The sequence below is a fragment of the Trichocoleus sp. ST-U1 genome, assembly GCF_039961835.1.
Lineage (GTDB): Bacteria > Cyanobacteriota > Cyanobacteriia > Cyanobacteriales > FACHB-T130 > FACHB-T130.
In genome coordinates this window covers 1-19,410 of the sequence record NZ_JAMPJZ010000092.1, presented here as the reverse complement: position 1 = coordinate 19,410, position 19,410 = coordinate 1, and the positions used below count along the sequence as shown (strand labels likewise).

20 protein-coding genes and 1 tRNA gene are annotated in these 19,410 nt (G+C 48.4%); 10 read left to right on the top strand and 11 right to left on the bottom strand.

The genetic code is table 11. The annotated features are described in order from the left end of the window. A partial coding sequence (locus NDA06_RS22765; protein WP_348251870.1) for a gluconeogenesis factor YvcK family protein occupies nucleotides 1-1,299 on the bottom strand: 1,299 nt, incomplete at its 3' end. A 378-nt stretch (nucleotides 1,300-1,677) separates the two neighbouring features. Between NDA06_RS22765 and ruvC the strand changes: the two genes are divergently transcribed. Next, complete coding sequence (gene ruvC, locus NDA06_RS22760; RefSeq protein WP_190414048.1) at nucleotides 1,678-2,208, top strand: crossover junction endodeoxyribonuclease RuvC; 531 nt, start codon at nucleotides 1,678-1,680, stop codon at nucleotides 2,206-2,208. A 291-nt stretch (nucleotides 2,209-2,499) separates the two neighbouring features. After that, nucleotides 2,500-3,204, top strand: coding sequence for an SH3 domain-containing protein (locus NDA06_RS22755; RefSeq protein WP_190425888.1), 705 nt, complete (start codon nucleotides 2,500-2,502; stop codon nucleotides 3,202-3,204). Nucleotides 3,205-3,420: 216 nt separating this feature from the next. Here the strand turns inward: NDA06_RS22755 and NDA06_RS22750 are convergent, their stop codons facing one another. From NDA06_RS22750 to mgtE, 4 genes are all read right to left on the bottom strand, one after another. Beyond that, entirely contained in the window at nucleotides 3,421-3,735 is a 315-nt protein-coding gene (locus NDA06_RS22750) for a hypothetical protein (RefSeq protein WP_190984907.1), read from the bottom strand. 167 nt (nucleotides 3,736-3,902) lie between these two features. Then, nucleotides 3,903-4,397: a molybdenum cofactor biosynthesis protein MoaE gene (locus tag NDA06_RS22745; RefSeq protein ID WP_190414042.1), complete on the bottom strand. Its 495-nt coding sequence runs from the start codon at nucleotides 4,395-4,397 to the stop codon at nucleotides 3,903-3,905. A gap of 150 nt (nucleotides 4,398-4,547) precedes the next feature. Then, entirely contained in the window at nucleotides 4,548-5,594 is a 1,047-nt protein-coding gene (locus tag NDA06_RS22740; RefSeq protein ID WP_190984908.1) for an aspartate carbamoyltransferase catalytic subunit, read from the bottom strand. A gap of 48 nt (nucleotides 5,595-5,642) precedes the next feature. Beyond that, the gene (mgtE, locus tag NDA06_RS22735) at nucleotides 5,643-6,992 is read right to left on the bottom strand and encodes a magnesium transporter (protein ID WP_190438039.1); all 1,350 of its coding nucleotides are present in this window, start codon (nucleotides 6,990-6,992) and stop codon (nucleotides 5,643-5,645) included. 217 nt (nucleotides 6,993-7,209) lie between these two features. On the opposite strand from mgtE, the gene NDA06_RS22730 reads away from it, so the two are divergent. After that, entirely contained in the window at nucleotides 7,210-7,782 is a 573-nt protein-coding gene (locus NDA06_RS22730) for a sporulation/spore germination protein (protein ID WP_190984909.1), read from the top strand. An 8-nt stretch (nucleotides 7,783-7,790) separates the two neighbouring features. Here the strand turns inward: NDA06_RS22730 and NDA06_RS22725 are convergent, their stop codons facing one another. After that, nucleotides 7,791-8,387 carry a DNA-3-methyladenine glycosylase gene (locus tag NDA06_RS22725; protein WP_190527321.1) on the bottom strand — a complete coding sequence of 199 codons (597 nt, stop codon included), beginning with the start codon at nucleotides 8,385-8,387 and terminating at the stop codon, nucleotides 7,791-7,793. A 292-nt stretch (nucleotides 8,388-8,679) separates the two neighbouring features. Here NDA06_RS22725 and NDA06_RS22720 point away from each other — a divergent pair, with 292 nt between their 5' ends. Continuing rightward, the gene (locus NDA06_RS22720) at nucleotides 8,680-10,338 is read left to right on the top strand and encodes an MBL fold metallo-hydrolase (protein WP_190438179.1); all 1,659 of its coding nucleotides are present in this window, start codon (nucleotides 8,680-8,682) and stop codon (nucleotides 10,336-10,338) included. A 78-nt stretch (nucleotides 10,339-10,416) separates the two neighbouring features. On the opposite strand, the gene NDA06_RS22715 is transcribed toward NDA06_RS22720, so the two are convergent. Together NDA06_RS22715 and NDA06_RS22710 are read right to left on the bottom strand one after the other, a co-directional pair. Further along, nucleotides 10,417-10,728, bottom strand: a complete 312-nt coding sequence (locus NDA06_RS22715; protein WP_190414032.1) for a DUF6679 family protein — start codon at nucleotides 10,726-10,728, stop codon at nucleotides 10,417-10,419. A gap of 727 nt (nucleotides 10,729-11,455) precedes the next feature. Further along, nucleotides 11,456-11,698 carry a hypothetical protein gene (locus NDA06_RS22710; RefSeq protein ID WP_190414030.1) on the bottom strand — a complete coding sequence of 81 codons (243 nt, stop codon included), beginning with the start codon at nucleotides 11,696-11,698 and terminating at the stop codon, nucleotides 11,456-11,458. A gap of 350 nt (nucleotides 11,699-12,048) precedes the next feature. Between NDA06_RS22710 and NDA06_RS22705 the strand changes: the two genes are divergently transcribed. The 4 genes from NDA06_RS22705 (at nucleotide 12,049) to NDA06_RS22690 (ending at nucleotide 14,823) form a co-directional block, all read left to right on the top strand. Further along, nucleotides 12,049-12,918: an aldose epimerase gene (locus tag NDA06_RS22705; protein WP_190984910.1), complete on the top strand. Its 870-nt coding sequence runs from the start codon at nucleotides 12,049-12,051 to the stop codon at nucleotides 12,916-12,918. Between the two features lie 82 nt (nucleotides 12,919-13,000). Continuing rightward, a tRNA-Lys gene (locus NDA06_RS22700) sits at nucleotides 13,001-13,072 on the top strand. Between the two features lie 367 nt (nucleotides 13,073-13,439). Then, nucleotides 13,440-14,519, top strand: a complete 1,080-nt coding sequence (gene fba / locus NDA06_RS22695) for a class II fructose-bisphosphate aldolase (RefSeq protein ID WP_190414027.1) — start codon at nucleotides 13,440-13,442, stop codon at nucleotides 14,517-14,519. A 178-nt stretch (nucleotides 14,520-14,697) separates the two neighbouring features. Further along, nucleotides 14,698-14,823, top strand: coding sequence for a hypothetical protein (locus tag NDA06_RS22690; protein WP_277878300.1), 126 nt, complete (start codon nucleotides 14,698-14,700; stop codon nucleotides 14,821-14,823). A gap of 211 nt (nucleotides 14,824-15,034) precedes the next feature. On the opposite strand, the gene NDA06_RS22685 is transcribed toward NDA06_RS22690, so the two are convergent. After that, nucleotides 15,035-15,847: a carbon-nitrogen hydrolase family protein gene (locus NDA06_RS22685; protein ID WP_190414025.1), complete on the bottom strand. Its 813-nt coding sequence runs from the start codon at nucleotides 15,845-15,847 to the stop codon at nucleotides 15,035-15,037. A gap of 259 nt (nucleotides 15,848-16,106) precedes the next feature. Here NDA06_RS22685 and NDA06_RS22680 point away from each other — a divergent pair, with 259 nt between their 5' ends. Together NDA06_RS22680 and NDA06_RS22675 are read left to right on the top strand one after the other, a co-directional pair. Next, nucleotides 16,107-16,319 (top strand): hypothetical protein, encoded by a 213-nt coding sequence (locus NDA06_RS22680; protein WP_190438182.1) that lies wholly within the window; start codon nucleotides 16,107-16,109, stop codon nucleotides 16,317-16,319. A 361-nt stretch (nucleotides 16,320-16,680) separates the two neighbouring features. Beyond that, on the top strand, nucleotides 16,681-17,274 hold the full coding sequence (locus NDA06_RS22675; RefSeq protein WP_190414150.1) for a MarC family protein: 594 nt from the start codon (nucleotides 16,681-16,683) through the stop codon (nucleotides 17,272-17,274). A gap of 138 nt (nucleotides 17,275-17,412) precedes the next feature. Here the strand turns inward: NDA06_RS22675 and NDA06_RS22670 are convergent, their stop codons facing one another. Both NDA06_RS22670 and NDA06_RS22665 read right to left on the bottom strand, forming a co-directional pair. Continuing rightward, nucleotides 17,413-19,209, bottom strand: a complete 1,797-nt coding sequence (locus NDA06_RS22670) for a pentapeptide repeat-containing protein (RefSeq protein ID WP_242047366.1) — start codon at nucleotides 19,207-19,209, stop codon at nucleotides 17,413-17,415. A gap of 39 nt (nucleotides 19,210-19,248) precedes the next feature. After that, nucleotides 19,249-19,410, bottom strand: a 162-nt coding sequence (locus NDA06_RS22665) for a transposase (protein WP_190985828.1), incomplete at its 5' end; no start/stop codon positions are given.

The following is a 19,410-nucleotide window of genomic DNA, read 5'->3' as shown; positions in this document are numbered from 1 at the left end:
TTCATCCATCACGTTGGTTAAAACAATGCGACGCCCCAGCAGCCCAATGGCTTCTCGATCTAGAAAAACCGGATGGGAACTTTCTTGAGCATAGCGAATCAGGGCATTCGCACTTGGAACTTTCCGCTGCACCAAGACGGCGTTAAATAGCGGTCGTCCGCAAGCGGCATCAATGGCGCGAATGTGGTCTGCAACCGTGTAACCTTGGGTTTCTCCCGGTTGGGTCATGATGTTACAGACGTAGATGCGGGGAACCTGTTTTTGGGCGATCGCTTCGGCAATCTCTGGCACCAATAAATTGGGAATCACGCTTGTATAAAGGCTTCCAGGGCCGATGATAATGTAATCGGCTTCCTCAATTGCCTGTAAAGCTTTAGGCAAAGCGGGGGGGTTGCTAGGAATGCAACCAATTTTCTTAATCTGACCATTGGCTTCTGTAATGCTCGATTCCCCCTCAATGGTGCGTCCATCCTCTAACTCAGCCCAGAGGCGAACATCGCACAACGTTGCCGGTAGCACCCGCCCTCGCACAGCTAAAACTTGAGAACTGGCAGCGATCGCTTGCTCCAAATCTCCGGTAATATCGCTCATTGCCGTCAGGAATAGGTTGCCAAAACTATGACCGTTCAGACCATCCCCAGCCTTAAAGCGATATTGAAACAATTCGGTCAATAACTTTTCTTGGTCTGCCAATGCCGCGATACAGTTGCGAATGTCTCCCGGCGGTAGGACGCCTATTTCTCGCCGCAGACGACCAGAGGAGCCGCCATCATCTGCCACCGTTACAATCGCCGTAATGTGGGCGGTGTATTCCTTCAATCCTCTGAGCAAAGTAGAAAGCCCGGTGCCACCGCCGATTGCCACGATTTTTGGCCCCCGGTTAAGTTTGCGATGCGCCAACAGCACATCAATCAGTTCTTCATCCTGGGAAGGCTTCAGTACCTCGGTAATCGCTCCCATCGAGCGGGTTTGTCCTAAAAAAATAAAAAATAAACCCAAGCCAATCGCGATTGGACCGGACACATAATTGGGAATAATCGTGGTAATCGCTTCCAGAATGTTCCCAATGAACTGAATCAATAAGAAAATTGGGGTCAGTTTCACCCAAATCGCCAAACCTAGGCTGGTTAGCAGCACGCCTCCCACACTGATCAGCAACCAGCGTTTTACCAATAGTCCGGGCGCTAACCACTTAAACCAGCTATTGACTCGTTGGGGCGTCCTAGGCTTAAAACTCCAGACCATATGCGAATCTTGTTTGAGCGTGCGTAAGGCTTGTTTGAAAATAACGTTTGACATTGCGGATTCCTAGGGGACACAAAGGCAAGACTCGACTTTAACGTTGCTTGGCGAATCCACTCAAGTAGGCGCGATTGATGAATCGTCTCTACGGATTGATTGGACTGGCACGGGGAAGGCAGAAGTTGCTACCCACTGAGCAACACTAAGGCTGTGCCCATCAGAATACATTTTCACTAAGCCACTCAGATGTGACATACGAAACTAAGAAACAGAGGAGGGGATTTTTCAACTCAGCTTATGATAGGTTGCGATGGTTTGCTGCTTGGATCAGGAATCAAGATGTTACGACTCAGTGATTAGACCCGCTTGTTGCTTCTAAGCGTTCAATTAACCGATTGCAGTTCCCCCTTGAGTGAATCCCCAAAGCTAGGCTAGATGGAAAAGCGTATTTTAGGATTAGACCCCGGACTTGCCAGATTAGGATTTGGGACAATTGTCTGCCAAAAGGTAGATTATGCCGCAGCGGCAGGTGGCGATCGCGCGAAGCGCCAAGTAGAAACTGCGTCTGAGGTGGTAAGTTTACTAGATTTTGGCGTGATTCAGACCTCGGCAAAGACGGAGATGGGGGAGCGACTCCGCACGATTTACGACGATTTGCACACGCTGATGGAGCAGTGTCAACCCCATCTGGTGGCAATCGAGAAATTGTTTTTTTATCGGATGGGAAACACGATTGTGGTGGCTCAAGCACGGGGGGTGCTGATGTTGGTGTTGGCACAGCACGGGGTTCCGTTTGTTGAGTTTACGCCTGCCCAAATTAAACAAGCGCTGACTGGCATGGGAAATGCGGATAAGTCCGAAGTGCAGCAAGCCGTGGCGCGGGAGTTAAATTTGGGCTACATTCCCAAGCCGGATGATGCCGCCGATGCCCTTGCTGTAGCGTTAACGGCGTGGTTTCAGGAGTAAAGGCGATCGCTTTCTGGAGACTGAGTGCGGTGAAGCCCAAAGAGCGATCGCTCTTACTCTTGACATTTCTGCCTTCTTTCCGATGATTTGGATTAATCTTTACTTGTATGCTATTTGACGAGGAGACTTCTAAAAGATTGACGATCCTGATGTTCGGTAGCGTCAAAGCTGAATAAAGATGCTGGGCAACTAAAGCCGAGCCATCTTCAAAAACTTGCTTCTACCGTCAATCGGTTTTTCTTTGCTGAAGTCTCTAACAAAAACTTTTTGGTGAGATGAGGAGTTGACCGTATGAAAAAGATGAGTCGCTGGGGCAAGCCTATCGCTCTCTTTAGTTTAGGCTTGAGCGTCGTGGGAAGTCTGAATTTTCCCACTCCTGCCATTAGCACGACCACAACTGCTAACACGATTGCACAATCAGAACAGAACTCAGTTCAACCTGGGGGCAGCTTTGAAATAGCGCAAAGTCTGGTAGGACAATGCCGCGCTACGAAAGCGCGGATTTTTGTCTATACGCAGCGATCGCTCTCCAGCCAAACAATTAGAACGCTCGCTGCTGGCGAACAAGTTACCCTTGCAGACAATGGCAGCGCTGGTTTTATCGCCATCAGTGCCCCTGTAACCGGGTATGTCCAAGCAAGAGACCTCACAACCTGCTCTGGAGTCAATCCTACCCCTAGACCTACTCCCAGCCCTACCCCGACTCCCAACCCAACTCCCAGCCCGAATCCCAGACCGAATCCTACAACTAGCCTTTGCCGCGTCATTACCTACAAGGGCGCTGAAGGGATGGCTATTCGTACCGCACCCGGCAAAAACGGTACTAGAGTTGGCGGAGTTAAGTTTGGAGATAGAGTCACCCTCAGAACCAGTCCTCCAGCATTCACCTTCGACGCCGAACGCCGTGCCTGGGTTCAGATTACAGCCCCTGTTGCCGGATGGATTTCTTACGGGTTTCCCAGTTCAAACTCGACCAATCTCGGCACTTGTCGCTAGGCTTCATCGTCTATTAAGCTAAAGCCATAAAAGCAAAATCACCCCATTTGAATTGCCAAAATTCGGAAATGGGGTGATTTTCTATTAAGCGTGAATTCAACTCTACGATTCAGTTTTAATGAGGGAATCAACCTCGATTAATTGAGCATTAAACAATTAGCTATTAGCTCACAGGGAAGTCTGATAGTAATTTTAGGGATTCAGACAAAATTTATACTACTCTACTTGCCGAACTGACATCCGGTGCAGCGGCAGAGTCAGGACAGAAGTAAAGGTCAACAAGTAAGAAAAAGCAGCCGTTAACTTCAAACTCATCAACAAAATCTCCCACTCAGGGTGGCTAAACTTCAGGATACCTACAACAACGCAGTAAACTATCCAGTAAGTAAAGCTCATTGTCAATAGCATTTCCTCCGTTTCTTCAAGCTCATCCACGTGAGTTTGTTTGTCAACAGATAGTAAGAAAAGTCCAGCAATACTACCAACAAAAGAAACAAAAAGTAAATATTCGTGCCAGTTCAGATTTGGCATTAGCCTATCCCCTTTATCCCCAAATTATGAATTGGGGATCAGTCTAAAGGATAATTTTCCTGGGATAAAGCAATAGTTACAAACTGCAATCTAAAGCCCTTGAAAGTCTAAAGTTTTGTAAAAAGTGTCGGTCAAGGGCACTCTTTTCTGAACCAGCAGAAGGCGACTTAACACCCCTCTGGCTGAGTTTCACAGGCACCGATACTCACCCAACTGCTAGAACCATCTGCCCAATGTTCCTTTTTCCAGATGGGGGCATTGTGCTTTAGGGTATCAATTGCATATTGGCAGGCTTCAAAAGCTTCTGAACGGTGAGGACACCCAACCGCAACTAACACGCTAATTTCGCCAATCTGCAAGCGTCCGATGCGATGGTGAATCACTACTCGATTGACATCCTGCCAGGTTTGGCGGATATTGGCAGCAATTTGACTAAATATGTGCAAAGCCATCGGTTCGTAGGCTTGATACTCTAGAGCAACCACCGGCTTCCCATCAGTTTGATTGCGTACCATTCCACTCATGACTACCACGGCTCCGTTGGCAGGATCGTCCGCTAGTGAGTAGACTTCCTCCATTGATAAGGGAGCGAAGCTAATCGTAAAACTATCTTTCGCGGAGGGTTGATTGGGAAGGTTTAGGAGAGTGGTGACGCCATTCATCACGTTGAAATCCTGAGAAAGGAACTGGATCTATTTTGATCGATCCAGCACCCGCATTACCCTAAGCGATCGCTCCTTGCACTTGTTGTTTCAGATTGTGTTGTTCCAGATTTTGTCAATGTACCCCAAGATTTTGCAGAACCCTGGCTGTTAAACCTTGCCACCGCCCATCAGATATAGGAGCGCCATACGGACAGCCACGCCGCTAGTCACTTGCTGAGAGATTAAGCTGAACTTGGGGTCGTCCATCAAGTCAGAGCTAATTTCTACGCCTCGGTTGACGGGTCCTGGGTGCAGTACCTTAACGTCAGGTTTGCAGAGTTTCAGGCGATCGCGTGTTATCCCATACCGCTGATGGTACTCTCGCAAACTGGGCAGCAAATGCTGCGTCATCCGTTCCTTTTGCAGCCGCAACGTCATCACAAAATCAGCATCTTGTAAAGCGGGTTCCAAATCCCAGTGGAGAAAAAGCTTGCGGTTGGGAATGGGGGATTGGTCGTGGGTGCTTGGTAACGGGCGATCTGCTCCCTGGCTCCCCTCCTGAGTGCCATAGGCGGCAAACAACTGAGGGAGAAGCGTGGGGGGTCCTGCTAAGTGAACCTCTGCACCCGTTGCCGTTAAACTCCAGATATTCGACCGAGCGACCCGTGAGTGGAGAATGTCGCCGACAATGGCAATTTTTTTATCTTTGAGCAGTTCAAGTCGCGGGTGATCTGGGTCTAACAGGGTACAGATGGTGAAAAGATCCAGCAATGCTTGGGATGGATGTTCGTGCTGACCATCCCCGGCATTGAGGACGCCCACCTTTGAACCTAAGCGATCCATTTCGGCAGCGATCGCTTGCGGCACTCCCGCCTCCCGATGACGAACCACCATCATGTCCGCACCCATCGCTAAATAGGTTTTCGCCGTATCTAAAATGGTCTCTCCTTTCGTTAGAGAAGATGTTGCCGCGGCAAAGTTCAGCGTATCGGCAGAGAGACGCTTTGCCGCTAGTTCAAAACTGCTGCGGGTGCGGGTAGAGGATTCAAAAAATAGATTTGCTACCACCTGACCTTGTAACGTTGGCACTTTCTTCGTGCGTCGCGACAGTACCTCTCGGAAACTGGCGGCAGTTTGCAACACAGTATTGTATTCAATTGGGGTGAAATCAGCTAAGGAAAGAACGTGGTGACGAGTCCAGGTAGTGGTAGCCATTAGGTGTGGTCAGTAGCAACGAACAACGAACAGAAGACAACTGATTGCTCATCTAGATACTACATTCAAAGCCGCTGAGATTAGCGTCAGGAAAGTCAGGAACCCCAATGCATCTAGCGTCGTAGTCAGCAGCGGACCGCTAATGAGTGCTGGATCTAAGTTCAACCGTTTGATACCCATTGGCAGCAAAGTCCCTAGGGTGGCAGCCATCAAAACATTGATAGCCATCACCAGTCCTGCAACCAACCCCACCCATCGCTCATTGGCAGGAGACCAAATCAAAGAAAGGGCACCCAAGGCAACCCCCAGTGACAAGGCTGTACCCAAGCCAGCAAGAATTTCCTTACGGAGAAGTTTCAGCGTATCCTGTGGTGTTATTTCACCTACACCTAGTCCGCGCACAGTCACCGATAAGACCTGAAAGCCGACATTGCCACTACTATTGGCTAAAATTGGCATGATGATTGCCAAAACGGGCACTGATGAAATCGTTCCCTGAAAAGGCGCGATCGCGTTGGCGGCTCCGACATAGAGAATAATATTCCCTAACAGCCAAGGCAGACGCTTACGAAGCGTCACCAAAGGAGGCGACAAGGCGGCTTCATCACCGCCACTGACTCCCGCCAGTTTCTGAATGTCTTGTGTGGCTTCCTCTTCTAGAATGTCTACCACGTCATCAATGGTGACAATCCCCACTAACCTATCTTCGCGGTCAACCACAGGCACGGCGATCAAGTCATAGCGCTTCATTAGTTGCGCGACTTCTTCTTGGGGCGTTTCTGTGTAAGTTTTGACAACGCGATCGCTCGCAATATCCCCAATCAGGGCATTGGGAAGCGAAAACAACAGTTGCCGCAACGATACAACCCGAACGAGCTTGCGGTTGTCGTCGGTGACGTAGGCGTAGTAAATTGTTTCCTTATCTTCGTCACTGACACGGATTTTGCTTAAGGCTTCTCCGACCGTTAAGCCTTCGCGCAGCCGTACATATTCCGTCGTCATTACCCGACCCGCCGTGCCTTCGGGATAGCCCAAAATCCTGGCAGTTGCCTGCCGTTCTTCAAGGCTGAGTTGCTGCAACAGCCGCTTCACAATGCCTGCGGGTAGCTCGTCAAACAGTTCTGCCCGGTCATCCGGTCGCATTGCCTCTACAATCTGACACACCTGGTTATCGTGCAGCGAACCAATTAGTTCTTCTTGCACTTCCGGAGGCAGATATTCAAAGACATCAATGGCTTGAGCTTTATTAAGCAAGCGAAACGCGATCGCTCGCTTGGATGGGGGCAGTTCGACAATGTAATCCCCTACATCAACCGCCGGTAAGCGATTTAGCTCAGACTTAAGCTGATTTAAGTCAGCAATATCCGACAGTGCAACACGTCCTTCCTGAGTGAGCATAGAAACCTCCTAGTCTCCCCCCGCGCTGGGAGAGACTGACCCGCCCAGGCGCTAGAGGAGCTTACTACTGTCACCTAATGGACTTCGGTCCATAAATTCCGCAGAAATCTACACTGATATTGCTCAGCAGTATCAGTAAAACTATGCTATCCCCTCAAGGTGCCATTTACCATTGGGGGCTATCAAAAAATCTATCTAAAGACAGATTTCAAAAGCGATGAGGCGTACAAAAAATTATTGGGTTCCTCTATTAACTGGAGCGATTGTCGCCAGTCTGAGTAGTTGCGCTTCTTTACCGACAAACAGCGAAAGAGACAAAGCTGGCTTACCTCCTGCTCATGCTATTGAAGCCAGCAAAACTACGACGAAAGCGTCAGATGCCAGCCGATTGTTGACAGGTGCGATTAGCCAAGCAACAACAACCGCTCCCTCAAAAAACAATGTCACCGTCACCATCTATCAACCCGATACTCAGTGTGAAGCGCTAGTACCGGAAAAAGTAGACGTTTCAGCGGTTGAAAGCGTCCAAGCAGCGGTAGGCAAAGTTCTGGAGGAGCGGGACACCGCCGACTTTAATTTAGCTGGGTATCGTGTCAGCGTGAATCCCAGCAATCGAGTTGCCACGGTTGATTTGCGAATTGCACCCGGTTCCCAGCGGAAATTTGTCTCCCTTTCGAGCTGCGAACAATTTGCTCTGTTCGGTAGCCTCAGAAAAACCCTCACTGCGAATTCTCAATGGAAGATCAAAGATGTCCGCTTCACAGAGCAGGGCGAAGACATCTCCCTTTAAAGTTTCGATTAAAGTTTGGAGACAGCAGCACAACCGCGTAGATACCACCGCCACGGCAAATCGATTCCCTGTGATAAACCAATCCGAGTTGTTTGGACAAGTTCCGGCATAAATTGTGACTGACGATGCTCTAGCCACAGGGGTTGACCGGGTTGTAAAACTTGTGCATTTAATATGCTGTCAATTTGTAAGGCGCGGCAGAGTTTACCTGGCCCAGCGGCGATTCGATGGGGTTTCGAGCGATCGCTCTCTTTGATCCAGGGCGGTATAGACTCTAGTTGCAAAGCCCGAATCAAAACAGCACTGGGAATGCTGTCCTGGTCTGTGACCACGTTCAGGCAGTAGTAAATTCCGTAAATTAAATAAACATAAGTTCTCCCGGCTGGCCCGAACATTACCCAGTTGCGCTCGGTTCGTCGCCGATAGGCATGGCAAGCCGGATCTTCAGGGCCATAGGCTTCCGTTTCCACGATTAGCCCTCGGATGATTTCTCCATCAGGCATCTGTCGCACCAACGTGCAGCCCACCAAATCAGGTGCAACTTCAGTGGATGGGCGATCTAGCCAACAAACTTCTACAATTTGGGTATTTTTAATCAGATTCATCGTTAAATATACTTAAGATATACCAAACCACCCCGTTCAACTCATAAAAACTCATGGATGTCAAGCTAGTTTTAGCAGCCTTAACACTTGTTTTTACCGTATCGTGCCTATTTTTTGGCACTAAAAATGGATTTTACGATTCAGACAACTATCACGGAAACGGTTCTGCTCATTAAGATCGCTGTTAGCCAGTCAATTTTGGATTTTAGAGTTTGCGGAGGTCGGAGTTTCTAAGCCTCCGATGATTTTGGATTGAATCTAAAATCCAAAATCTAAAATTGAAAATCGAATGATGAGTCAACCCCCCCCGGTATCCTCTCACGGCTATGACGAACTAGCCTATTTTCCCTATGGCGTCGGTCATGGCGACGAAGGCATCTGCTTGCTGGTACGGATGGGGCCACACCGCATTCTCCTAGACTGTGGTTTGGCGGACATTTCCTCGCTCAAAGGTGAGGGAATTCCTCCAGCAGATTTAGTGCTGTGCAGCCACGCCCATCCGGATCACGCTAGGGGATTGCTGGCGCTGCATGAAAGCTTCCCTCAGTTGCCAGTCTATGCAAGTGAATTGACAACCCAGCTGCTGCCACTGAATTGGCCTGAGATAGATCCGCAGAATCTCCCGCAATTGTGTCAGGCATTGCCGATGCGATCGCCTGTCGAATTCAAAGAGGGATTGAGTGCGGAATTATTCCCAGCCGGACATTTACCAGGCGCATCTGCAATCTTGCTGACCTACACGAGTCGCCACCGCTCTTACACCCTACTTTACACAGGTGACTTTTTCCTTTCAAACTCGCGGCTGGTGGAGGGGTTGCCGCTAGAAGCATTGCGAGGCTTAGAGCCAGATGTGCTAATCGTGGAAGGCAGTTACGGCACAGCGCGTCATCCCCACCGGCGGAACCAAGAGAATCAGCTGGCAGAGCGAATTAATCAAGCGATCGCTCAAGCGAATTCTGTCTTGATGCCCGTGCCCACTTTGGGACTGGGGCAAGAACTCTTGATGCTCTTGCGGAGTCACCACTTATTCACGGGTCGCAACCTCGATATCTGGGTAGATGGTAACGTGGCAGCTGGCTGCGATGCCTATTTGGATATTCTCACCAACCTCCCAGCCTCTGTGCAAAATTTTGCCCGTCATCAATCCCTATTTTGGGATGAACGGGTGCGTCCCAGAGTGCGTCGGTTGCTTCCAGAACAACGTCCCTCTGTCGGTCAGTCTCCATGCATTATCCTGACTGAGGAAAACCACGATCTTAGAGAATACTGTCAACCAGGCACCGGGCCGTGGGTGTTATTACTGCCCCAGCAACCCAGGTTCTCCCAAGAGCCTAGTTACTCATCGTTGACGATACAAAACTATTTGCTTGCCCAGCATTCTGATGGGCTGGGAACCACCCAGCTGATTCACAATATCCGTCCTCAGCACGTAATTTTTGTTCATGCCTCTCCCACCTACCTGGCTGATTTAACCGGGTTGGAGGAGTTGCACAACCGTTACCACTTGCATTCTCCACCGGCTGGGACGCTGGTAGAACTCCCGATTGGCGAGACGTTTGTGCAACCGGCGGCACCCGAAACCAGTTACGAAGGGGAGCTGACGGAACTGGGAACAGTCGTTACCATCACCCTACCGGAGGCGATCGCTGCCGATCCCCGTTGGCAACACTTTGCTGATACTGGTTTAGTGGAAGCCCGGTGGCAGGGTGAGGAACTGGTATTGCGCGGATTATCCCAACGAGAACTTTTAAGCCAAAGCAGCGACGCCAGAGTCCCCATGAATGTTGAGTGCTGCGGCAACTGCCTACACCAACGGGGGCAGCGCTGTTGGAATCAGGACTCGCCCCTGTATGGATTTAAGGTGACACCTGAAGGATACTGTCCAGTTTTTGAACCGGCGCATCCGCCTCCAACCCCTTCAGATGACGACCTAGAAAGCCTCGAAGATTGAAAAAGATAAGAAATCAAATCAAAAATTAAAAATGAAGCATCCCCCATTTCTAATTTTTGATTTTGCATTTTTAATTCCTCAGTCTGGATTCGAGTCGGGGAAACGCGGACGAATTTGTTCGGCTTCCGGACAATCGTCAGAGACAAGTGGTTCAGCATTGCCTCTGGGCACTGAAGCCAGCTTTTGTGTCACAGCACCAATGCTTTCGAGGCGAACCATTTCTTCCCAAGAACAAGCTTCATCTTCTTCTTCGGTTTCATAGCGGAGCGTGACTAAATCTCCTTCAATGTCAACGATGCGAGCGCGTTCGATCCAGCGTTGTTGGTCCCGCAAGAAAATACAGACCTCACGACCATCGCAACAGAGTTGATAAATCTTGCGGTGTAGCATGGGTTGCTTCTCCTGAGCAGATAAGTTGTGCAATTCTTCATGGAGCCTGCATACCTTTTTTTAGGTATCCAGCCTCTCTCAAACGTAATCGGGGTTGAATCCTGCCATTCTCCCAGGCTCCTGTCCTTATCTTTACCTATTTTTCCCAAAAGCCTGGAATGTGGGATTTGGGTTGGGTTTCTTAGGGGCGCAAGGCTTTGCATCCCTAAAGCCTGGGAATGCCGATTTTGGATAGGCAAGGAAGCCTCTTGGTCAGCCCCATGCCAATTTTTGGAAAGATGTGGAAATCGAGGGTAGGGACAAGGGTTCAAAGTGAGCGTTCTAGATGATATTGCCGATTTAATTTCAAAGTTTAGCTTGAATCCTGCGGCATTTAAGATAGGGATTGTAGGATACTCCCTCTGGTAGAATGCGCGCACTCCAATCCTCATTCAGGGTTTTTACCACTAAGGGAAACTTGAATCAAGGCAGCTACGAGTATCAATGAGTCTTTTGAGATGAGTAATGGGAAGGCAACTGGTGACAAAAAGCCTTGACTGGCAACCAGTCCAACCTTGTAGCAGTCAATTCAGTCATCCTAACTCTCGCTTTGTTTAGGAAGCGCACCTAGCTGAGATTGGTAGTTCTTATTAATCATTCTAATAATTCTTGGCCCAGGTCGGCAGCGAATAAATAAAAATTCTACTGATATCAAAGTTTTTCTATCGTTTTGGCAGCCGTGCCGCGATCACGATGCCTTGTAGTTATCAAAGAACGGTTTCAGGGCTTGTATCCGAGGCGATATCAGCGCTACGCTCTGCCGTGCTTCTCTTTGAATCTTACCGGCATTCAATGCCTGGTGTAAGGTGTCAAGAGCTTCTAAATCCGCCGATTGGTAGCCTTTCATCACTAACACTTGGCGAATCAGACCTTCAGAAGCGACGCTGAGGCAACCTGTTTGGAAAGCTGACTTTACAAGTGTGCGAATCATGGCGACCTGTTTATCCTTGATTTGCTGAGATATCTATCTTTGAGTATGAAATACTTTCCAAGATTAGGAATTGATGGTAATCCGCCATTTTTTGTGATTTTAGACCGTATTTTTAGGTGATCGAGGTCACAAATGGCAAAACCAAGCGGATGCTTGACAAAAGAAGAGTTTACTGCGGTTGCTTCTCTACTGAGTAAGCTGTCGATTTAATCCTATAGATAGATTGACCGTATAAAACAGCTTAGTGCAGCGACTGTTAAGGATGTGTAAAGTAGATATGGGAATTTCAAGAAATGTTTGTTAAAGTTTGAGACAATCAGCAAATCCTCCATAGAAACGGAAAAAGACGGGTGTACGCGATCGCCACTAAGCAGCAGCTCTACAAAACCTACATCCTCTCAGACCAAGCCGCTCAGTCCCATCTAGAGGTCGTTCCAGAGCGAGGCGGTATCGTTACTAGCCTACGCATCCAAGGACAAGAAATCCTCTACCTAGATGCAGAGCGGTTTGCCAATCCAGACTTGAGCGTTAGAGGCGGGATTCCGATTCTGTTTCCCATCTGCGGCAACTTACCCGAAAGTCAATACACCTATCAAGGTCAGCCCTACACCCTCAAGCAACACGGCTTTGCCCGCGATCTGCCTTGGGAAGTCACCGACCAAGTGACTCAAGACCTAGTGAGCCTTACCCTTGTCCTTAACAGCAACGACCAGACACGTGCCGTTTACCCGTTTGACTTTCAACTCGCCTTCACTTACCGTCTGTTGGGTAACACGTTAGAGATTCGGCAGCGCTACACCAATCACTCAGCCGAGCCGATGCCCTTCTCCACGGGTCTGCATCCTTACTTCTGGACACCCGAAAAAACCGGAATCAAGTTTGGAATTCCCGCCGCCGAATACCAAGATCAGCGCACCCGCCAAACCCATCCCTTCACGGGTGCCTTTGACTTTAACCAAGATGAAATTGATGTCGCCTTTAAGCAGTTGAGCGGTCAAGAAGCCACTGCCTCCGACGCCAGCCGACAGTTGCAGCTCACCCTTAGTTGGGACAACCCTTATTCCACCTTTGTCTTCTGGACGGTCAAAGGCAAAGACTTTTACTGCATGGAGCCTTGGAGTGCCCCTCGCAATGCTCTGAATACCGGAGAGCAGCTACTGCGTCTAGAACCGGGAGGCAGTTTGGAGACATCAGTTCGTTTGACCGTAACTTTTTTATAAAAAAGTTTTTTTCAAAACCCCTTTCCTAATTCCAGTAATCTGTGTTACCGTTGTAAACGTTGTCTAAACAACTGAAGTTTTCGGGTCGCTAACTCAACGGTAGAGTACTCGGCTTTTAACCGAATAGTTCCGGGTTCGAATCCCGGGCGACCCATAAAAAAATACTCAAAAAAATACCTAAAGAAAATTAAGACAAGAAGCGAGAAGCGCTCTGGCAAACGATTAGTTTTCTCATTTCCTAGCTGGAACCAGGGGAATCTACGTTATTGAGAGTACAGCCTTCTAGAGAAAGCATTCCCAGACATAAATTGGAAACGAGAGCAAAACCAAAACCCTGTTAAAAAGCCTAATGCTCTTGCTAAACCTCCACCATCAGGCAATCTTATAAATGCAGTATTGGCTGCTTATCTCGGAATTATCAAGATAATTCCCTAGAGACTGGTAAACTATCTTAAGATTATTGTAATAATTTCGCTGTCCAGAACAAAGTAACTGACGACGAGTCAATAGGAGGACTATTTATGGCGCTCGTACCCATGCGGCTGATGTTGGATCACGCAGCTGAGAATGATTATGGAATCCCAGCTTATAACGTTAACAACATGGAGCAGATCCAGGCCATCATGCAGGCTGCTCATGAGGCAAATAGCCCCGTGATTCTGCAAGCTTCTCGTGGCGCTCGGAACTATGCAGGAGAATATTTCCTACGCCATCTGATTCTGGCGGCAGTTGAAACTTACCCTCATCTCCCAATTGCCATGCACCAGGATCATGGTAATGCCCCAAGCACTTGCTATTCTGCCATGCGCCACGGTTTCACCAGCGTCATGATGGATGGTTCCTTAGAGGCAGATGCGAAGACTCCAGCCAGCTTCGAGTACAACGTGGAAGTCACCCGCAAGGTGGTGGAAGTTGCTCACTCAATTGGCGTCAGCGTAGAAGGCGAACTGGGTTGCTTGGGTTCTCTAGAAACAGGCATGGGTGATAAGGAAGACGGTCACGGTGCCGAAGGAGTTCTCTCTCACGACCAGCTGTTGACCGACCCAGACGAAGCCGTTGCCTTCGTAGAACAAACCGGCGTGGATGCTTTGGCAGTTGCGATTGGCACCAGCCACGGCGCTTACAAGTTCACCCGCAAGCCGACTGGCGAAATTCTGGCTATCAGCCGGATTGAAGAAATTCACAGCCGTCTGCCGAACACCCACCTCGTGATGCACGGTTCCTCCTCTGTGCCCGAAGATTTACTTGCCCTGATTAACCAATACGGCGGTACAATCCCGGAAACCTACGGCGTACCCGTTGAAGAAATTCAGAAAGGCATTAAGAGCGGTGTCCGTAAGGTGAATATTGACACGGATAACCGTCTGGCGATTACCGCTGCGGTGCGCGAAGCCTTGGCTAGCAATACTAAGGAATTTGACCCCCGCCACTTCCTCAAGCCTTCCATCAAGTATATGCAGAAGGTTTGTAGCGATCGCTATCATCAGTTCGGTGCTGCTGGTCAAGGTACCAAGATTAAGCAGATGACTTTGGATGAGTTTGCTGCTAAGTATGCCAAAGGCGAGTTGAATGCTGTTACCAAGAAGACTGTAACTGTCTAAGAAAAGTTTAGGTTTTGGATAAATCTAGTATCTAAAATTTGAAATTTTTCTTGTCGGGTGGCTTCCAAGCCACCCGTTTTTTTGTGTGTAAGAAGAGTTTTTTGGCAAACTTTCAGGAACAGGGAATAGCTGCTTTGTATAAATGCATAGCGTTGCTTTTTAAGAGTTTGTCAATCTTATGGCTAACAATAAATTTAAGCCTTCTCCCGATTTAGGTAAGCCCGCCAGACGGGATGGTAGTGCCCCTAAAGTCACTGGCAATCCAAAGAGTACTCCTCCCAAGCGCAAGAATACTGGTAAGTAAGGTGCCCGATGCGGCTTGTTTGCCGTTCGGTAATACCAGCGGTTGGCGCAATGTCTAACAAGAGGGCTTCTTTTATACATTTCTGGATTTTAGATTTGGGATTTTTGATTAGAAAACCAAAGCTAAAACAAGATTGAAAGATTTAGAATCTTTCAATCTGAAAAATGGTATTAGTTTGCGCCATCGCCGGTCTATTTTTTTCCCAAAAGGCTCAGATAAAAACCCGATGTTGCAGGGAGGGCATTTGGCGGCGGATTTGTTCTAGGCGAGAGGGGTTAATTTCTGCGATCGCGACTCCCGGCGTATCTCCGGCATCCGCTAAAATAACGCCCCAAGGGTCAATAATCATCGCGTGTCCGTGAGTGTGACGCAGGGCGTAATGCTGCCCAGTCTGAGCCGGTGCTATCACATAGCAGGTGTTTTCGATCGCTCTGGCTTGTAGTAAGATTTGCCAGTGATCTTTGCCAGTGTAGGCGGTGAAAGCAGCGGGGACAAATAAAATGTCGGCTCCCATCTGCGCCAAGTGCCGGTAAAGTTCTGGGAATCGGACATCGTAGCACACCGAGAGTCCTAAACTGCCCAAGTGCTTGGAGGGATAAACGGGTGGTAGCCGCATCCCAGCCATGACAGTGCTAGATTCTCGATAGGTATTGCCGTCGGGCAAATTGACATCAAATAAATGTACTTTTTGGTAGCAGGCGAGTTCTTCCCCTGAAGGATCGATGAGCAAAGCGGTGTTGTAGACTTTGTTGGTGTCAACGGGAACTGGAAACCCGCCACCCAAGATGGTGACTTGGAAGCGCTGAGCCATTGTTCTGAGGAATTTTTCGCTCTGGGTAGCGATCGCCTCCGATTGGGCTATCTTCTGCTTTTCTTCTCCTAAAAATGAGAAGTTTTCTGGCAAGCCTACTAACTCAGCACCCTGACGCACAGCAAGCTCGATGAGTTCTTCTGCCTGAACCAGATTTTTTTCCACATCTGGCAGGCTTGTCATTTGTATGGCGGCGGCGAGATAGGGCTTCATTATCACTCTCGTAATTTCATCTAAATCAGTCTAAATGCTGGTGAAGCTGAGAACATCAGAATATATATTATTCCTTTGTTGTGTGTCTAGGCATTGATGAAGGGTTGGTTCGAGCAATCCTGTGGATTATACCGAAGGTACTTATTTAGAGAGATATTTACTCAGCTAAGTAGGAATGCGGACACAAATCATCCGGATGCGCGTCTTCAGTGACAAAGATGCTGTTTTGAAATCATCGTGTGTTCTGGTAGCAATGGCAATGAGTCTGATTAGTAAAATTGTGCAACAAGCTTTGGTAACGGGCTATCTAACGGTTGAAGCCGAAGAGCAGCTACGTCAGCTTTTAAAAACCAAGTATGACTTTGATGACTTTATGGCTTTCATTACCTTACAAAAAGAGGCGATGGAAGGTCGGGTTCGTCAAGAGTCTCGTGAATTGCTGCATTCTAGCCGTGTTTCTGCCTTAGTTTAAACGGGGGCGATCGCTTATTTTGCATTAGCAGAGCGCCACGCGGACGCGCTATCGCAACACTTGCGCGTTTGTCACCGCAGCTTAAAGAAAGTATTCACTGGATCTAGGCACTTCAGGAAGAGGGAAAAACCGGGCGATCGCTTTCTCAGATGAGGTTGAGCGATCGCTCTCTCACTGTATTGAGGTTTAAATTATAACAATGAATATTATTGGTTGACACTAAGACAACTCTATGAGTGAGTTGGAGTCTTCTGCTGGCACGGGACAGCTGACTCGTTTTAGATCAACCTTCGGAATGGCGAAACGGCAAGGCATCCACGTTACGGTTAGAGGAAATATTTTCTAAGGGTCAACTGTGGAGCTGGATATCTCTGTTCTGGTTAAAACTTTTGTAGCTGTGTTTGTCTTGGCAGATGCGTTGGGCAATGCACCGATCTTTTTAGTCCTGACGAAGGGCATGGAACCGGAGCAAAGAGACAATGTAGTGAATCGGGCAAGTATTGTAGCGACAGGGGTGCTGCTGATATTCGCTTTTGGGGGTAAAGCAGTTCTAAATTACTTAGAAATCAGTATGGGGTCTTTGCGGGTTGCTGGGGGACTGCTTTTACTCTTAGTTGCCCTACAAATGCTACGTGGAGAACTAGATACACCGATTGTCGAGCAGCAGCGCGATATCGCGATTACTCCGATGGCATTGCCTCTGTTAGCTGGGCCAGGAACGCTAACGACGGTGATGCTGTTGATGTCTGAATCTCCAAATGCTCATCTCAGCGTGGTGGTTGGGATTGTCTCTGCGATGCTGGTGACATGGTTGATTGTGCGTCTGGCAAACCGGATCGACCACTTGCTCGGTGCAGAAGGTGCGGTGATTATTACTCAACTTTTAGGCTTTCTGTTAGCAGCGCTGGCAATCGAAATCGGCAGTGCTGGGATTCGGGAACTGTTTCTAACTTAAAATGCGATCGCGTTTTTTACGAACCGCCAAGACGCAGAGGGCGCGAAGGAAGAGGGGAGAGAGGGCGATCGCGTTTGGTGAGATAAGGTAGGCGATCGCATCGCTTTTCCACCATGAAAAATAAGGGTGATGATAACTTTACTCCAACCCTAGCCGTTGCTTTAAAGCTTCTGGCACATTCTCGGCTGTTTCCAAATTCTGAACATTCTCCCATTTTGTATATTTATCCCAAGAAATATCGTCGAGGTCTGCGCTGATGAGGTCTGCACGGCTGAGGTTTGTGCCGTTGAGGTCTGCTTCGTTGAGGTGTGCGTCGTCGAGGTTTGCACCGCTGAGGTTTGCACCGCTAAGGTTTGCGCCGTAGAGGTCTGCGCCGCTGAGGTCTGCGCCGCTGAGGTCTGCGCCGCTGAGGTCTGCGTCGATGAGGTCTGCGCCGTAGAGGTTTGCGCCGCTGAGGTTTGCACCGCTGAGGTTTGCACCGCTGAGGTTTGCACCGCTGAGGTTTGCACCGCTGAGGTTTGCGCCGTTGAGGTTTGCGCGGCTGAGGAATTTACCAACTGTCCCTAAAAATCCTCCAATACCAATACATTGGCTGTAACCAATAATGCGAAGCAGTCGATATACATCAAAACTATCAGTATCTTTTTCGCCACAAAGGTAGAAAGTAATTTTGTCTTTTAAGTCGTCTTTTAACTGAGCATAACGGTTCAGCTCTAGCAGCAAAATCATTACATTCAGTCCTGCATAGATATCCACCTGTCGTAGTCCCAGCCGCTCATTTTCTGGCGCTTGCTCCCTCATTTGCAACATCTTCTTCTGCGGCTGATTCTCTGGAGTGGCATCAAGAAATTCGCCATCGCACCAGCGCAGATAAAAATTCTCCAATCGTTTAAATAATTTTACGGGCTGAAACTCCGTACTGGCAGCTAATAAAACCATTAAATATTCCACAATTTCTGGAGTCAGTCCACCGTAGCCAAATAAATCGTAGATTTCCCGATCCATTTGGTCAGTGGAGATATAAAACTCCTGCCGCTTAATTCCCGGTCGAGTCCAATCTTCTATACTTTCTTTGAGCCGTTCCGCACACAAAAATTCCCCAAAACTCTTGTGGGCAAACTCCACCGAACCGCCCTTATCGTCCGTCGCAGGCTGGAGATAAAAAGCCGCCAAAGCATTTTTCAGCGCATCCTCGCCGTGTCGTTCCCTAGCTTGCTGAATCAACTCGATTGCACTATCATCGCCCTTCAAGCGTGCCTCGATTGTTTTCACCGAGGCACATTCACCGCCCGACTGGACGACGCACAGCCCTGCCTCTGCCAATATCCGTCGCAGTCCTTCGGTTTCCTGTCCGGTTAGTTTTCTGTTTAGCCATTCTGGACGTTGTTCCGTCAGTACCCACTCTAAAGATTGCTCGTAAATCAGAATTTTTGCCCCGACACCGCTAGCACCCTCAAACATTTCCACCGTCAATTTGCCATCTCGGTGCATCGCCGCCAATAGATATAGCAATAGCGGTTCTTTTGCTAATTCCCGCACCCGATCTGGACAGCGTTTATCTTGCAAAAATTGCTGAAATGCGGAAGTTTTATGCCCTCCAACTTGAGTTTCCCATTTAGTAAACCACTGCTGCTGGAGTTCGTCATCCATCAGCAGCAGTTCCACTCGTTTCAAGTTGGGAGGCATTCTCCCTTCGATACCTTGTAGTGCTAAAGGTCTGCCTGTAATAATAACCCGATGCCCTTTTTCAGAATTTCGCTTGCAGCTACCTTGAAAATCCTCTACTTGCCAGAGAAAATCCTTTAATTCCTGGCTAGTTCCTCTCTCCATCACTAATTCGTCAAATCCATCTAGCAAAAACAAAAATCGGGTATTTCTATCGGTTAACCAGCCATCATCGTTTGTGGAAAAATCACAACCGATTGCTGCTTGCAAAGTTTTTTCAAAACTCTTTTCAAATGTCCTGATAAGTGCTTAAGCAAAATTAATTACATATTCGGTTCCGACTTTTTTTAGCACATTTTTGACATACTTTACTAAACTTTTCCAGTCCCGATAAGCCTCTATCTCTATCCATTCATATTTCATAAACTTCCATAAGATTTCAATTAAGTTGAGTTCGGGTGAATAAGGGGG

Excerpts from the sequence above, each read along its gene's own strand:
- NDA06_RS22690 (WP_277878300.1), top strand. The coding sequence starts at position 14,698 with ATGGCTAACAATAAATTTAAGCCTTCTCCCGATTTAGGTAAGCCCGCC.
- NDA06_RS22755 (WP_190425888.1), top strand. The coding sequence starts at position 2,500 with ATGAAAAAGATGAGTCGCTGGGGCAAGCCTATCGCTCTCTTTAGTTTA.
- NDA06_RS22725 (WP_190527321.1), bottom strand. The coding sequence starts at position 8,387 with ATGAATCTGATTAAAAATACCCAAATTGTAGAAGTTTGTTGGCTAGAT.
- NDA06_RS22720 (WP_190438179.1), top strand. The coding sequence starts at position 8,680 with ATGAGTCAACCCCCCCCGGTATCCTCTCACGGCTATGACGAACTAGCC.
- NDA06_RS22745 (WP_190414042.1), bottom strand. The coding sequence starts at position 4,397 with ATGAATGGCGTCACCACTCTCCTAAACCTTCCCAATCAACCCTCCGCG.
- NDA06_RS22715 (WP_190414032.1), bottom strand. The coding sequence starts at position 10,728 with ATGCTACACCGCAAGATTTATCAACTCTGTTGCGATGGTCGTGAGGTC.
- NDA06_RS22710 (WP_190414030.1), bottom strand. The coding sequence starts at position 11,698 with ATGATTCGCACACTTGTAAAGTCAGCTTTCCAAACAGGTTGCCTCAGC.
- NDA06_RS22730 (WP_190984909.1), top strand. The coding sequence starts at position 7,210 with ATGAGGCGTACAAAAAATTATTGGGTTCCTCTATTAACTGGAGCGATT.
- ruvC (WP_190414048.1), top strand. The coding sequence starts at position 1,678 with ATGGAAAAGCGTATTTTAGGATTAGACCCCGGACTTGCCAGATTAGGA.
- fba (WP_190414027.1), top strand. The coding sequence starts at position 13,440 with ATGGCGCTCGTACCCATGCGGCTGATGTTGGATCACGCAGCTGAGAAT.
- NDA06_RS22685 (WP_190414025.1), bottom strand. The coding sequence starts at position 15,847 with ATGAAGCCCTATCTCGCCGCCGCCATACAAATGACAAGCCTGCCAGAT.
- mgtE (WP_190438039.1), bottom strand. The coding sequence starts at position 6,992 with ATGCTCACTCAGGAAGGACGTGTTGCACTGTCGGATATTGCTGACTTA.
- NDA06_RS22740 (WP_190984908.1), bottom strand. The coding sequence starts at position 5,594 with ATGGCTACCACTACCTGGACTCGTCACCACGTTCTTTCCTTAGCTGAT.
- NDA06_RS22750 (WP_190984907.1), bottom strand. The coding sequence starts at position 3,735 with ATGCCAAATCTGAACTGGCACGAATATTTACTTTTTGTTTCTTTTGTT.
- NDA06_RS22680 (WP_190438182.1), top strand. The coding sequence starts at position 16,107 with ATGAGTCTGATTAGTAAAATTGTGCAACAAGCTTTGGTAACGGGCTAT.